Source organism: Novosphingobium sp. G106 (genome assembly GCF_019075875.1).
Classification (GTDB): Bacteria; Pseudomonadota; Alphaproteobacteria; order Sphingomonadales; family Sphingomonadaceae; genus Novosphingobium.
Map to the genome: position 1 here is coordinate 1,664,569 of NZ_JAHOOZ010000001.1, position 14,188 is coordinate 1,678,756.

The following is a 14,188-nucleotide window of genomic DNA, read 5'->3' on the forward strand; positions in this document are numbered from 1 at the left end:
CGAGTGTCCCAATATGAAACGGTTCATCCGGCATGGAGAACGCCCCACCCCGTTAGTCGCAGCGACTGTCAGGATTCGAAAAGAGCCGAAGACCTGTTAAAACCGTTGCGGAAATCACGGGTGGGCTTGCGAATTTTATTCAGGGATTCGCCCACTTTACTTGGCGGGTACTCTCCCTGGACCACTGGATGCCACACTTGCTCCGTAGCGACTGGTTCCATATCATCGAGCAGCCTGCCTCCGGTCAGGATGTTCGATGATATGGCAATAGCCACCATATGGGTACGGTTTCGGGCACGCATCTTCAGCCGCATGGTGTCGATATGACACTCGACCGTGCGCGGCGCGATTTCGATTTCCTGGGCCACCTCCTTGGCGGAGTAGCCCAGCGCCACCAGTTCCAGGATCTGCAATTCACGGGCCGTGAGTTCCAGCCCGCTGTCACTTTCCCTAGGCATATAGCCCCCTTTCTGCAGAACGCAGTCATCTAGGGCGACACATAATCCAGCACTCGCGATCCCGTGCTTGCCGTCGTTTTATCTAGCAAGCCAGGCTGTTAAGGCCCCATAAACGAATTATTATAATAAGTTAGCATCCTATTGCAGGAACGCCCGAGTTGCAAGCATGAAAAGAACGCGACGTGAAAAACTACGTATAGCAATTTACCATAGTGTTCTTTCACAAGCGATTAGGGTTTGTCCTAATCCGACTTTATCAGGTGCGACACACTCGCAATAGCCTCAGTTAGCCTACTGAAAATCGCGGTTTATTTGTTGATGGCCGCCGCGTGACGGCATCGCCTGATGCGTCCTGTTTTGGGACGCGGAACATCGGCCCCGAAACCGCATGACAAATATCAATCGGCGAATCCGGCGTTTCCATAGCCTGTGATTGTCCGCGATGGCGGACGAATCGCGATCGGCATCCCGCGTTCTTCTTTCTCGGGGGGCAAATGCAGATCGTTCCACATCAGGAGTGAAACATGACCAAGAAGCACTTCCTCACGGCGTCCGCCATCGCCCTTAGCCTGGCGATCAGCAGCGGTGCGGCCTATGCCGAAGTCGACGTCGACGCCAACGGCAACCAGCTTTCGAACGCCAGTGGCCAGAATGCCGACGACGGTTCGAACATCTCGACCTCGGGCGCGCTCGCCGACCATTCGTACAACGGTGGCGACACCACGACGAAGACCAGCACCGACACCGACACCACGACGAAGTCGTACAGCGACAGCTCGACCACGAACGTGACCAAGGATTCCAACAATCCTGACAGCTCGGTCTCGACGAAGAACGACGACTCGAACAACACGAGCACCAAGACCAACACCGACACCGACACGAAGAACCTCGCGTCGTTCAACACGCTGACCAACACCAAGACCAACAACGACACCGACACCACGACGAAGACGAGCACGGAAGACTCGTACAACGCGGACAGCTCGACTCACACCAAGACGAGCACCGACGATTCGTACAACTCGGACAGCTCGACCACGACGAAGACCAACACCGACACCGACACGAAGAACCTCGCGTCGTTCAACACCGTCACCAAGGACGCGAACAACACCGACACCACAACCAAGAACGACGACTCGTACAACACGTCGACGAAGAACGACGATTCGTTCAACACCGACAACTCGACGCACTCGAAGAACGAAGACTCGTTCAACACCGACAACTCGACCCATTCGAAGAACGAAAACTCGTTCAACACGAAGGACTCGAACAACACCGACAGCTCCGTCACGACCAACGTCGTGGCAGCTCAGGATCTGAAGGGCGTTGTCGTCAACATCGGCGTCAAGGAAGTCGTCGATGCGGGTCCGTCGGGCCTGACCACCGGCAGCAACAACATCGGTGGCAGCTCGTTCGCCGCTTATGCCGGTATCCTGAACGCCGCCTGGAACACGGGCGTCAACTCGAACGCGCAGGCCGCGACGAACATCTCGGCTCAGGGCAACGTGACCTTCGGTAGCGTCAGCGGCGCCGCCGCGGCCGCGCCGCAGCCCTAACGACGTAGCCAACCTTGCCGGGCCGGTTGTTCGCAACCGGCCCGGTCCTTGATCTTCGGTTTATCCCGAAGATGGTTTATTCGGAGTAAGCACCATGTTGCAGACCTCCCGGTTCGGTCCGGCTGCCTTCGCCATGCTTCTGCTTCTGCCCATCGAATGCGCAGCAGCGGCCCCCCCTGGCTTCGGCACCCGGCATCGAGGCGTTCGACGCTACGCCGGCGGTTGCCGGTGCGGTCGAGAACGAAGTCCCCCTCCTCGCCATGGCCCCCGTCGACGAACAGCGGCCGACCATGGGCGAAGAGGACCTAGGCGAGCTTCGCGGCGGCCAGAGCCTCGTCCTTGCAAACCAGACCCTTGCGGCACTGAACGCCGGCAACACCATAGGCGGCAACAACATCGCCGGTGCAGTCAACGTATCGGACAATGCCCTGTCCAACTTCAACGGCCTGGGCAACATCATGATCAATACGGGCTCGCAGGTGAACCTGCAGTCGGGTATGAATATAACCATCAACGTCCATCCGTGAGGAAGCTGATGCCGCGGCTTGCCCCTTCCAGGCTTTTCACGACCGCGAGGCGCAGCGTGCCTCGCTGCGTTCTCGGCCTGGCGGCTTGTGCGCTTACCGCGATGACATCACAGCCGGCTTCCTCCGCCGAGGTACAGATCGGTGGCGGCCCCAATGCCTATTTCTCGGTCAATGTGATGAGCTGGTGGGAGATACCCTTCCGCACCGTGGTTCGGCAGCGTTACGACTTCAGCTGCGGCTCGGCCGCGGTGGCAACGCTGCTGACCTATCACTATGCCAAACCCACCAGCGAGACGATGACCTTCTCGTCGATGTGGGACCACGGCGACCAGGAAGCAATCCGCAAGGCCGGCTTCTCCATGCTCGACATGCGCAATTACCTGATCAGCGTCGGGCTGCGCGCCGAAGGCTTCCGCTTCGACATCGAAGACCTCAAGAAAGTGCGGCGCCCGGGCATCGCCCTGATGAACCTCAACGGGTACAAGCACTTCGTCGTCATCAAGGGGATCACGAACTCCAGCGTGCTGGTCGGTGATCCGATGCTCGGCCTGAAGACCTACCCAATCGACGAATTCGCCCAGCACTGGAACGGCATCCTGCTGGCAATCATCGAAGCACCGGACAAGCGGCGTCCCACCTTCAACCTCGCCAGCGAGTGGGGTCCCTGGTCGAAGGCGCGGCCCGAGGACGCCTATCCCGCCGAAAGCGCTCAGCACCTGACCTCATTCCTACCGCCGACCTACCAGTTCAGCCCGCAAATCATCGTCGATCTGCGGCCGAAATAGGTGAACGCCATGTGGCATCAATTGGCCCGTTGCCTCGCGATCGCTCTCGGATGCCTGGTCGCGTCCGAGCCCGCCCAAGCGGCCGTGCCGGGGATCGACAACTTCGATAGCGATGCAGAGCTGTTCCCCACTGCCGACAGCAGCGCATTGATCGCCAGCGAAGGGCCGCAGTTCGCCCGATCGGAAGCCGCCGTGGGCGGTGCCGGCGACGAGGCTATGTTCGCCGCCGCCGAAACCGTCGATGCGGGCGAACTCGGCGACCAGCGCGGCGGCTTCGTCCTCGACGGCCTCGACATCAAGCTCGGCGCTCAGGTCCAAACGCTGGTCAATGGCGAACTCGCGCTTACCACGGCCATCACCTGGTCGGACTCGGGCGTGGAAACTTCGCAATTCGTTTCCAGCATGCTGTCCCAGCCCACCGCCCAGCAGTTGCAGTCCGGCCTGCTCAAGACCGGCAACATCTCGCTGAACGTCGGCGGCTCCACGGTCTTCCTCGCCAACGACGGCCAGACCGCGCTGATCCAGAACGCGACGTCGGGCATCCAGAACGTCATCATCAACACGGCGAACAACACCAGCATTCAGACGATGGTCAATGCAACCATCGATCTCAGCGGCTACGCCGCGTTCCAGGCCACCAACCAGAGCAACACGCTGGGCAGTTCCCTGGGATCGGCGATCGGCAATGCAACGATCGGTATCGTCCGCTGACGACCGAGCGGCGCGCGGCAAGCCAGGCGAGCCTTTCCCGACAGACTTCGTGATGCGTTTCGTCCGGCCAGGATCCATTTTAGCCAACACGCTCGTGCTGCGCTTGTCGAAGCACTATTCGCGTTGCTGTGTCAGCGCCCTTCGACAAGCTCAGGGTGAGCAGGCTTGTCTTGTGATCCGGGTCCGGGCACGACGCCAACCGCGTCCGGCGCAGCAGCTTGGGGACAGGCTCAGGCTTTAGTGGCCGGCCAGATCGACGCTGAAGGGCACCCGCAGCGAGAGCGAGACGTCCGGTGCGTCCTCGGTAACACCGACATCGACACCGAAGTTGATCGAGGTCTGCTCCGTCAGGCGATAGGCCATGCCGAGCGACAGTGAGCCGACCTGCAGCCGCGAGGACTTCTGGGTCGTTCCGCCGATCTCCGAGGTGGTCGGGAAGAGGTAGCTGTGGCGGTAGCCGAGCGAGAACGAGAAGCGCGGGTTAAGCGCAAAGCCAAAGCCGAGGTTGGCGGAAATCGCGTCGCCCGGATTGACGTGGCCGACAAAGGTCCCGCCGACGTCCTTGTTGATGTCGCGGCCCATGTGCCAGAGATAGCCGACGCCGCCGTAGATCACGACAGGATCCGATGGCAGCAGGAAGTTGAGCGTCGGCGAGACCGCCCAGAAGCCCGAACCCGTGGTGAGGCCCGTGGCGATCCCGAACTCGTCATAACCGATATCGAACGGCCCCTTGCCGGTGTCGCTCTTGACGGTGACACCCGCGGTGAAGATGGGATGCTGCGCCGTGCGCGGCCGGTTGATCTGATAGCGCAGGCCGAACTCGATATCGCCGATATCCTTCTCCTTGAAGGAGAGCGTCCGGACGATACCCTCATCGCGCTGCTGGACCACATCGATCCGGTCGCTGCGGTAAAGATACGGGACGCGCACTTCAGCCTGCAGGTTGTTGGTCAGTCCATAGCGAGCCGAGTAGGCCCCGACGAGCGTCAGACGATCGGCATTGCTGGCCTCGATCACGCCGATCTGGATGCCGGGAACGAGTTCGATGCCGCGGAACACGAGGCGATTGGTCGACGACAGGGCGTATTCAAGCGAAGGCTCGATCACCAGGGTGCCCGCCTTTGTCAGCACGCCCTGGCCCTCGGGCACGGCGGCGACGCGCGCCTGAACCTTGTTGGTCTCTTCCTCGGCCGGCGCCTCGCCGACCGGCTGGCCGGGAACCGGCGCGGCTCCCGTCAGCGGAGCCTGCGCAGACTGCTGCGCCAGGTCGAACCTGTCGCTCCTGTCACTTCCTGGAACCAACGGGGCCATCGGGATCGGTCCGCCCAGGCCGCGCCCCTGGATCATCGCGAGCATGGTGTCACTGGCCTCGGCACTCCGGGCGAGCATCTGCTTCAGCGTGGCGATTTCGTCCTGTTGCTCGCGCACCCGACGCTCGAGCACGTCGACGCGCTGCTCCATCGAGACCGTCGCAGTGACGACCGCCGCATCCTGGGCCAGCGCTTGCCCGCCGGGCAGCGCAAAGACCAAAGAGACGGCGCTGCCGAGCAGGGCCCTAGATAGCAATGCGGTCCCTTGCCGTCCCATGGACGTTCTCCCTGACAAGCACATCGTCGTGGCCAACCCGGTCGGCGTCGCCATCGGCAACGACTTCCAGTCCGACGCGATCGAAGATGCGGAAATCGTGCAGGCCCGCGTGGGCGATGAACCCGCGCTTGACCAAGGCAGTGAGTGCGCGGCTCACGGTTTCCGGAGTCAGGCCCAGATAGTCCGCGATATCGCTGCGGTGCATGGGAAGGTGCACCAAGCCACCGATGCCCGTGCGGGCGTAGAGGTCACGCAGGAAAGCCGCGACGCGCTCCGCCGCGGTGCGATGGCCCAGCAGCAGGATCGAACGCTCGGCGCTGATCAGCGCCCGTTCGAAAACACCTTCGCCGACATTCTCGGCACCCCAGCGAACGCGCCGCACCCGGGCCGTGGACGTGACGACTTCGGCCGAAGCCTTGTGCCGGCCGTGTTCCGCTCCGAAGATCTCTCCGGGTACGAAGAAACCGGTGATCTGCCGCCGGCCATCGAACGAAACATGCGCGGTGAGAACCATGCCGCGCACGACTTCGAACCAGCACTGCGCCGAATCGCCCTGGTGATAGATCACATCGCCCTGATCGAACCCAACATCGGCAATATGCCCGGCGCTGACGGCATTTTCAGAGAATCGGTAAGATGGCATGCCCAACCCCTTCGCAACGGGGCTAGCTGTTGCCGCGCCAAGATGGGAGCACGGGGGCTACCTACGTAATTTTCCGGTCGTGAAAAACTGACTAATTTCCGAACGGGATCAGCGACCTCGCAAAGCGCCAACCGGCGCGTCAGAGCTGCGCATCCAGGCCCGCCGCGCCGTAGTAGATGTCGCCATTCGCCCTGGTTAGCTGAAAGGCTACCGTCATGCCGCTCGGACTCGCGTCGTAGAGTTGACCGACGATAGTGCCCGTCAGACCACTGCCCCCCGGTGAGATTGCCGGTGATGCTTCCGTTCGGACTGATCTGGGCCCTGGTCGTCACCGTCTCCTCGGTGGTCGAGTTTGCAACTTCACCGAATACGGGGGCGCGCCCGCGCAAGGTCAGGGTGATCGCGACGGTGCTGGAGATGTAGTTGACGTCGGCCTTCGCAGCGCTCTCGAGCAGGCGCAGTGCCGTTCCGTTCGAATAGAAGATGCCGTCGCCAAATCCCAGGAAGGGAAGCGGCGCCTGGAAACGATTGCCGGGATGAACGAAGGCCGGCGGGCCGCCGGCCGCGTAGAAGCAAAGCTGGCTGTTGTCGCTGTAGCGCCCGATCGTGACGAAGAAGAGCTTGTTGTCGAGCTTGTTCCGATAGATCTCGAACTCGTCGGCACCGTCGCGGAAATAGTCGTAGACGAAAGTCGGCCCGGCCTTCTTGTCGACGGGGTCGAATGTGGGTCCGCCCATCCCGTTCGTGTCGAGCTTGTAGGTGTTCTCGGCCGGATAGCCAACCTGCAGCCGGTTATCGATCCTCGGTGCGGTCAGCGATGCGATCCCGCTCATCTGCGTGGTGCCGTCGGACTGCGCCGTGCGCGCGAACGTCCCTCCGGCACAGGCCATCGGCCCGCCGAAGCTCTGGCCGATATCCGCCTGCCCGATCCGCGTCGCGGGAACGGGCGTCGGCGTGGGCGTAGGCGTAGGACTTGGCGATGGTGACGGGCTCGGCGTAGGCGAGACCGCGGTAAGCGGCGGCGTGCTGCCGTCCTCGCACCCGCTCAGCGAAAGCACCAGGAAAGCGGCCGCGCCCAACCAACGAGATCGATCTGCCCGCATCGCAGCCCCTCTGTCCACGGTCGCATCATACGCAATAGGATGATTACGACCAAGCATCTTGGTCGACAGGGTTAACACTGAGGGTGAAGAGGGAAAGTTGGTAGCGGAGGAGCGTCTTGGCTTTCATCATACCTTAGCGCGAATCCGGATTTAGCGCCCCATTTTCGAAATGACTGCCCGTCAGAACCCGCCACCGTTGCGGACGTTCACTGATCACCTTCGCAGGCTGCAATAGCTTCTGCCAACAAAGCATCGACCCCATCATTCTCAGAACGCAACGCAAACCTCTTCAATGGCTCGACCAGAGAGGGGTGCGCTACAATCGCTGCGGCCTCAAATATATTGGCCATGACGCGTGAACGCGTAAGCGCGCGCTGAACGAACGGAAGCGCAAGGCCTCTGTCTTTATGAGCCAGCCCACGGATCGCCTCTGCGCGAACCCGCTCCACTGGATCTTCGGCGCCAGCGATCAAGGCCGCTCTGATGGCCGGCGTATCAAGGTCAAGATCGCCGATAATGAGCGCCGCCCAGTCTCGGTTGGCATTGTCCTCGTCAGCAACGAAGCTGATCACGCGTCGCAGGTTTTCTGCCGCAAATTCGCTTCCAACCAACGGCACCTCCCCGTTCAATACTTGCACGAGAAAGGGTGATGAGGGTTCGTAACCAGCTTGCATTCGAGCGTATTAATCGCGGTTTCGTTTATGTCCGGTTTCCCGAACATTTCTGCCATACGCCAGTCCGAAATGTGGTAGCGCTCTATCAATGATTTGAGCGCCGGAAACGCGAGAAAACGGCCATTTAGGCCGTGGTAGCGGAGGAGGGACTCGAACCCCCGACACGCGGATTATGATTCCGCTGCTCTAACCAGCTGAGCTACTCCGCCACACAGCAGGTGCTGGTAGCCCAACGCCCGTGCAGGCGGCGCTCTTAGGGCCGGCGGCGCGCGCGGTCAACCACCGCAATCATGGAAAATCACACCTACCCGCGAAACGGGTAAAGCTGTGCCATTTGCCAGAGTTCGTCACGCCAAAGCGACAGCGCGAGGCCGCGAAAGCGGAAGGCGCGCGGCCGCAGGATCAGGGCCAGCTCGGCCTGGAGCGCTCCCGCAGCAGCTGGCGGGACCTTGTTCTGGACCGTGATGTGCAACCGCGGGGGGATGCGTATCCCTCTGCTGGATCAGGCCGCGCAGATCCTCGGCCAGTTCGCTGTGGAGATCGAGCATCGCTGCGCTTTCGACTTCGAGCGCGGTGCCCCGCCCCAGGTCCATCAGCCCGACGATCCGCGCGTCGGGCGCAGGTCGTCCCGCCAGCCGAGCCAGCAGTCGCCGCACTTCGCCTTCCGCCGAGGGCGGCAGCCCGTGAAGCAGGGTGACATGCGCTCCAAGCCTGTTGCGCTCGGACGGATAGTGCGCGCGGCGCAAACCATCCGCCCAGGCGAACACGTCGGCGGGCAGTTCGGCCGTGACCAGCAGAGGCGCACCCCGGCCCGGAGGGGAACGTTCCGGGGCCGGGGTACTGCTGTCGGTCAAGCAGGCTCCTTCTGCCCGCCCGACAGTTCCTGGGCCGTCAGATCCTGGGCTTTCAGTTCGTCGAGCAACTTCTCGGGCGCGGTTTCGCCGTAGGGGTCCTGGTCCGCGCCGGTATCGTTGATGCCCGGCTCCTCATACCAGTCGGTGACGAGGTTGTCGTCGACGACCATGGCATAGCGCCAAGAGCGCAGGCCGAAGCCCAGGTGGCTCTTGTCGATGAGCATGCCCATGCGGCGGGTGAACTCGCCATTGCCGTCGGGCAGCAGCTTGACGTTCTTCAGATTGAGGTTCTTGCCCCACTGATACATGACGAAGGCATCGTTGACCGATACGCAGTAGACCTCGTCGACGCCGAACTGCTTGAATGCGTCGTAGAGCCTGTCGTAGTTCGGGCACTGCTCGTTCGAGCAGGTCGGGGTAAAAGCGCCCGGCAGCGAAAAGACGACGACCTTCTTGCCGGCGAAATGATCGCGGATGCGGAAATCTTCCCAGCGGAAGGGATTGGGCCCGCCGAGGCTGTCGTCGCGGACGCGGGTTTTCAGGGTAACGTCGGGAATCGGTCGATTTATCACGGGCTATCTCCTTGCCTTGGCGAACGCGGAGATAGGGAAAGCTGTTTCATCGGTAAAAGTGCTTGAACTGGAAAGTTCGATCGCCTGAAGCGATCAAAGCTCTCCCCTCGCCCGGCGGATCGCGAACCACTTCGCGACATTGGCATTGTGCTGCTGGAGCGTGTCGGCAAAGGCATGGCCGCCGGTGCCGTCCGCCACCATGTAGAGCGCATTGGTAGCGGCGGGATCGAGCACGGCCGCGATAGAATCGCTGCCCGGATTGGTGATCGGCCCCTTGGGCAGCCCCACCATAGTATAGGTGTTGTAGCTGTTGACCGCGGCGATCTCCGACTGCTTGATCCGCCGGCCGAGCGGCTTGCCCTTGGTGATGGGATAGATGATCGTCGGATCGGCCTGGAGCAGCATGCCGGTCTTGAGCCGGTTCGAGTAGAGTCCGGCCACCTCGCGTCGTTCGGACGGCTTGCCGGTTTCCTTCTCGACGATCGACGCGAGGGTCAGTGCTTCCTGCGGCGACTTCACGACCAGGCCCGGCTTGCGCTTGGCCCAGAGATCCTTGAGCCGCGCCTGCATCGCTGCCTGCATCCGCGCCAGCACCGCCTTGCGGCTCTCGCCGCGGGCGTAATCGTAGCTGTCGGGCAGGACCGAACCTTCGGCCGGCACTTCGATCTGCCCGGTGAGCTGGGGCTGCGCCATCAGCCGCTCATAGACCATGATCGAGGGCATGCCCTCAGGCACGGTGACGAAGCGGCGAACGATCTCGTCGCTCGTGAGGATCGACAGGATCTTCGAAGGACTGGCGCCCCTGGGCAACAGGAACTCGCCAGCCTTGATCGAGGCGCCGCGGGCCAGGAAGCGCGCCCGCAGGCGGAACGCCTTGGCCGATGAGATCGCCCCTTCGCGCTGCAGCTTCTCGGCCACCACGGTCATCCCGGCCCCGTCCGGGACGACGAAGGCCGTGTCCTTTTGCAGCGGACCAGAGCCATACCAGCCAGCGAAGAACGTCCAGCCGGCGATCAGCAAGGCCAACGCAAGCAGCGCGGCCACAAGGCAGCCGCGTCGCCGCATCAGTCGACCCGGCGCATCACCAGGCTGGCGTTGGTCCCGCCGAAGCCGAAGCTGTTGTTGAGCACGGCGCGCACGGTGCGCTTCTTGGCCACGTGCGGCACGAGGTCGACGCCGACGCAGCTGTCGCTCGGGTTATCGAGGTTCAGCGTCGGCGGCACGATCTGGTCGCGCATCGCGAGGATGCAGAAGATCGCCTCCACCGCGCCGGCGCCGCCGAGCAAGTGACCGATCGCCGACTTGGTCGAGCTCATCGAGACATTGCCGATGGCGTCGCCGAACAGGCGGCGCACCGCACCGAGCTCCAGCTCGTCGCCGAGCGGGGTCGAGGTGCCGTGAGCGTTGATGTAGTCGATGTCGGCCGGGGTCAGCCCGGCCTTGCGCAGCGCCATCTCCATCGAACGGAACGCACCCGAACCCTCGGGATGCGGCGCCGTGACGTGATAGGCGTCGCCCGACAGACCATAGCCGATGATTTCGGCATAGATCTTGGCGCCGCGCGCCTTGGCGTGCTCGTATTCCTCGAGGCAGACCACACCGGCGCCCTCACCCATGACGAAACCATCGCGGTCCTTGTCGTAAGGACGGCTGGCCTTCTCCGGCTGGTCGTTGAACGCGGTGGACAGCGCGCGTGCCTGGGCGAAGCCGGCGATGCCGATCGGGCAGATCGTGCTTTCGGCGCCGCCCGCGAGCATGACATCGGCATCGCCGTCCTTGATCATGCGCGCGGCGTCGCCGATCGAGTGCGCGCCGGTCGAGCAGGCGGTGACGACCGCGTGGTTCGGCCCCATCAGCCCGTACTTGATCGAGACCTGACCCGAAATCAGATTGATCAGACGGCCGTGGACGAAATGCGGCGAAACGCGCGTCGGTCCCTTGTTGGCCAGGACGAGCGATTCGCTCTCGATTCCCGGCAGGCCGCCGATGCCCGAACCGATCGAGCAGCCGGCGCGATAGCGCTGCTCCTCGGTCATGTCGGTGAGGCCAGCGTCCTCGATCGCCTGGCCGGCAGCATCGATGCCATAGACGATGAACGGATCGACCTGACGCTGAACCTTGTGGTCGACGCGCTTGTCTGCATCGAAGCCCCAGGGGTGATCCTTGGGCTTCACCTCCATCGCGATGTGGCACTTCTGGTCGGACGCATCGAACCGAGTGATCCGGCTGGCGCCGGACTTGCCGGCGATCAGATTGCTCCAGGCAGTCTCAACATCAGCACCCAGGGGGGTGACGAGACCCATTCCGGTGACAACGACACGACGCATGCAATTCTCCGAAAATACAACAGGCTCAACCTCTTGAGAGGCCGAGCCTGTCGAATGTTCCATCCCTGGCTCCCGAATGACAACCCTGTGACAGGCTCAGGCCTAAAGGCAGGCCCAGGGCAGCCGGGAATGTGGGCTATCAGCCCTTGTTGTCGTTGATGAACTTGATCGCGTCGGAGACGGTGCTGATCTTCTCAGCAGCATCGTCCGGAATCTCGACGCCGAACTCTTCCTCGAAAGCCATCACCAGCTCGACGATGTCGAGGCTGTCGGCGCCCAGGTCGTCGATGAAGCTGGCGTCTTCGGTCACCTTGTCCGCTTCCACGCCCAGATGTTCTACGACGATCTTCTTAACCCGATCGGCGGTGTCGCTCATGCATTTGCCCCTTCTTGTGCGGAGGAAGAATAATTCGTGTGCCGCCCTAATGCCCGGGCGGCGTGCTGGCAAGTGGGGGCGATAAACCCCTTATTCACTCAACCTCTTCGGAAAGGCATGCCGTCGCCGAATCCGGCGCGACATGCCCCAGTGCTCAGGCTTTCGCCTGCGGTTCCACCAGACGGATGTGGAGCTCGCGCAGCTGCTTGAGGTTCACATTGCCCGGCGCGCCCATCATCAGGTCCTCGGCCTTCTGCGTCATCGGGAAGACGATGACCTCGCGAATGTTCGGCTCGTCGGCCAGCAGCATGACGATGCGGTCGACACCCGGCGCCGAGCCGCCGTGCGGCGGCGCGCCGTACTTGAATGCATTGATCATGCCCGCGAAGTTCGTATCGACGTCTTCCTGCGAATAGCCGGCGATCTCGAAGGCCTTGTACATGATGTCCGGACGGTGGTTCCGGATCGCGCCCGAGGACAGCTCCACGCCGTTGCAGACGATGTCGTACTGCCAGGCCTTGATATCGAGCGGGTCCATCGTTTCCAGCGCCTCGAGCTCGCCCTGGGGCATCGAGAACGGGTTGTGGCTGAAATCGACCTTCTTGGCGTCCTCGTCGTACTCGAACATCGGGAAATCGACGATCCAGCAGAAGCGGAACTCGCCCTCGGCGATCAGGCCGAGCTGTTCGCCCGTGCGCGTGCGCGCCAGGCCGGCAAGCTTCGCTGCCTGCGCTTCCTTGCCCGCGGCGAAGAAGCAACCGTCGTCGGGGCCGAGGCCCATCGCGTCGTAGAGCGCCTTCATGCCCTCTTCGCCGTGGTTCTTGGCGATCGGCCCGCCGAACTCGCCGCCCTTGCGGGTGACATAGCCGAGGCCGGCGTGGCCTTCCGAGCGCGCCCATTCGTTCATGTCGTCGAAGAACTTGCGGCTCTTTTCGGCCGTGCCCGGCGCCGGGATCGCGCGGACCCTGCCGCCCGAACCGACGATCTTCTCGAACAGGCCGAAGCCCGAGGTCGTGAAATGCTCGGTGACGTCGTGAACAATGATCGGGTTGCGCAGGTCGGGCTTGTCGTTGCCGTACTTGAGCATCGATTCGGCATAGGGAATCCGCGGGAAGGTGCCTGCGGAAGTCACGGCGCGGCCGTTCGAGAATTCCTCGAACACGCCGGCCAGCACCGGCTCGATCGCGTTGAACACGTCGTCCTGGGTAACGTAGCTCATCTCGAAGTCGAGCTGGTAGAACTCGCCCGGCGATCGGTCGGCGCGCGCGTCCTCGTCGCGGAAGCAGGGCGCGATCTGGAAATAGCGATCGAAGCCGGCGACCATCAGCAGCTGCTTGAACATCTGCGGCGCCTGCGGCAGCGCATAGAACCGGCCCGGATGCACGCGGCTGGGGACGAGGTAGTCGCGCGCGCCTTCGGGCGAGCTGGCGGTCAGGATCGGCGTCTGGAACTCGGTGAAGCCCTGGGCGACCATGCGGTTGCGCAGGCTGGCGATCACCTTGCTCCGCAGCATCATGTTGGCGTGCACCTTGTCGCGGCGCAGGTCAAGATAGCGGTACTTGAGGCGGATTTCCTCAGGGTATTCCTGGTCGCCCGCCACCGGCATCGGCAGCTCTTCGGCGCGCGACTGCACGGTCACGCCCTTGGCGAAGACCTCGATCGCGCCGGTCGCGAGATTGGCGTTGACCGTGCCCTCGCCCCGCGCCTTCACCAGGCCGTCGATCGTCACGACGCTTTCGGCGCGCAGCGATTCGAGCACGGGCAGTGCCGGGCTGTCGCTGTCGGCGACGATCTGAGTCATGCCGTAGTGATCGCGCAGATCGACGAACAGGACGCCGCCATGATCGCGCTTGCGGTGCACCCAGCCCGAAAGCCGGACGGTCTGGCCAACGTGTTCCGCGTTAAGCGCGCCGCAGGTGTGTGTGCGATAGGGATGCATCGAAACTCTTTCCATTCGGCCTTCATTCAGGCAGGGGGAGCGCGCGGCTAACAGGCGATGGCCGCGA

15 protein-coding genes and 1 tRNA gene are annotated in these 14,188 nt (G+C 62.8%); 4 read left to right on the forward strand and 12 right to left on the reverse strand.

Going from position 1 to position 14,188, the window contains the following annotated elements; genetic code table 11:
• Positions 1-68: 68 nt before the first annotated feature.
• On the reverse strand, positions 69-458 hold the full coding sequence (locus KRR38_RS07880; protein WP_217400328.1) for a response regulator transcription factor: 390 nt from the start codon (positions 456-458) through the stop codon (positions 69-71).
• Between the two features lie 524 nt (positions 459-982).
• Here KRR38_RS07880 and KRR38_RS07885 point away from each other — a divergent pair.
• The 4 genes from KRR38_RS07885 to KRR38_RS07900 all read left to right on the forward strand — a co-directional run bounded on the left by KRR38_RS07885 (position 983) and on the right by KRR38_RS07900 (position 4,046).
• Positions 983-2,023 carry a hypothetical protein gene (locus KRR38_RS07885; protein ID WP_217400330.1) on the forward strand — a complete coding sequence of 347 codons (1,041 nt, stop codon included), beginning with the start codon at positions 983-985 and terminating at the stop codon, positions 2,021-2,023.
• 260 nt (positions 2,024-2,283) lie between these two features.
• On the forward strand, positions 2,284-2,550 hold the full coding sequence (locus KRR38_RS07890) for a hypothetical protein (protein ID WP_217400332.1): 267 nt from the start codon (positions 2,284-2,286) through the stop codon (positions 2,548-2,550).
• A 56-nt stretch (positions 2,551-2,606) separates the two neighbouring features.
• A complete protein-coding gene (locus tag KRR38_RS07895) occupies positions 2,607-3,335 on the forward strand; it encodes a C39 family peptidase (protein ID WP_217400334.1) in 729 nt (242 codons plus the stop codon).
• A gap of 9 nt (positions 3,336-3,344) precedes the next feature.
• The gene (locus tag KRR38_RS07900; RefSeq protein ID WP_217400336.1) at positions 3,345-4,046 is read left to right on the forward strand and encodes a hypothetical protein; all 702 of its coding nucleotides are present in this window, start codon (positions 3,345-3,347) and stop codon (positions 4,044-4,046) included.
• Between the two features lie 237 nt (positions 4,047-4,283).
• Here KRR38_RS07900 and KRR38_RS07905 read toward each other — a convergent pair whose 3' ends face one another.
• The 11 genes from KRR38_RS07905 to aspS all read right to left on the reverse strand — a co-directional run bounded on the left by KRR38_RS07905 (position 4,284) and on the right by aspS (position 14,121).
• A complete protein-coding gene (locus KRR38_RS07905) occupies positions 4,284-5,633 on the reverse strand; it encodes a transporter (RefSeq protein ID WP_217400338.1) in 1,350 nt (449 codons plus the stop codon).
• The gene (locus KRR38_RS07910) at positions 5,602-6,201 is read right to left on the reverse strand and encodes a helix-turn-helix domain-containing protein (protein ID WP_217400340.1); all 600 of its coding nucleotides are present in this window, start codon (positions 6,199-6,201) and stop codon (positions 5,602-5,604) included. The genes KRR38_RS07905 and KRR38_RS07910 overlap by 32 nt, the downstream gene beginning before the upstream one ends.
• Positions 6,198-7,355 (reverse strand): hypothetical protein, encoded by a 1,158-nt coding sequence (locus KRR38_RS07915; RefSeq protein WP_217400341.1) that lies wholly within the window; start codon positions 7,353-7,355, stop codon positions 6,198-6,200. The genes KRR38_RS07910 and KRR38_RS07915 overlap by 4 nt, the downstream gene beginning before the upstream one ends.
• A gap of 230 nt (positions 7,356-7,585) precedes the next feature.
• Positions 7,586-8,053, reverse strand: coding sequence for a lyase (locus KRR38_RS07920; RefSeq protein ID WP_217400343.1), 468 nt, complete (start codon positions 8,051-8,053; stop codon positions 7,586-7,588).
• 132 nt (positions 8,054-8,185) lie between these two features.
• Positions 8,186-8,262, reverse strand: a tRNA-Met gene (locus KRR38_RS07925).
• A gap of 138 nt (positions 8,263-8,400) precedes the next feature.
• Positions 8,401-8,907, reverse strand: coding sequence for a 2'-5' RNA ligase family protein (locus KRR38_RS07930; RefSeq protein ID WP_254514684.1), 507 nt, complete (start codon positions 8,905-8,907; stop codon positions 8,401-8,403).
• Positions 8,904-9,479 carry a peroxiredoxin gene (locus KRR38_RS07935; RefSeq protein ID WP_217400345.1) on the reverse strand — a complete coding sequence of 192 codons (576 nt, stop codon included), beginning with the start codon at positions 9,477-9,479 and terminating at the stop codon, positions 8,904-8,906. The genes KRR38_RS07930 and KRR38_RS07935 overlap by 4 nt, the downstream gene beginning before the upstream one ends.
• A 93-nt stretch (positions 9,480-9,572) precedes the next feature.
• Positions 9,573-10,544 (reverse strand): endolytic transglycosylase MltG, encoded by a 972-nt coding sequence (mltG, locus tag KRR38_RS07940; protein ID WP_217400347.1) that lies wholly within the window; start codon positions 10,542-10,544, stop codon positions 9,573-9,575.
• Positions 10,544-11,806 carry a beta-ketoacyl-ACP synthase II gene (fabF, locus tag KRR38_RS07945; RefSeq protein ID WP_217400349.1) on the reverse strand — a complete coding sequence of 421 codons (1,263 nt, stop codon included), beginning with the start codon at positions 11,804-11,806 and terminating at the stop codon, positions 10,544-10,546. The genes mltG and fabF overlap by 1 nt, the downstream gene beginning before the upstream one ends.
• A 139-nt stretch (positions 11,807-11,945) precedes the next feature.
• Positions 11,946-12,182, reverse strand: a complete 237-nt coding sequence (locus tag KRR38_RS07950) for an acyl carrier protein (RefSeq protein WP_217400351.1) — start codon at positions 12,180-12,182, stop codon at positions 11,946-11,948.
• Positions 12,183-12,336: 154 nt separating this feature from the next.
• Complete coding sequence (gene aspS / locus KRR38_RS07955; RefSeq protein ID WP_217407155.1) at positions 12,337-14,121, reverse strand: aspartate--tRNA ligase; 1,785 nt, start codon at positions 14,119-14,121, stop codon at positions 12,337-12,339.
• Positions 14,122-14,188: the final 67 nt, after the last annotated feature.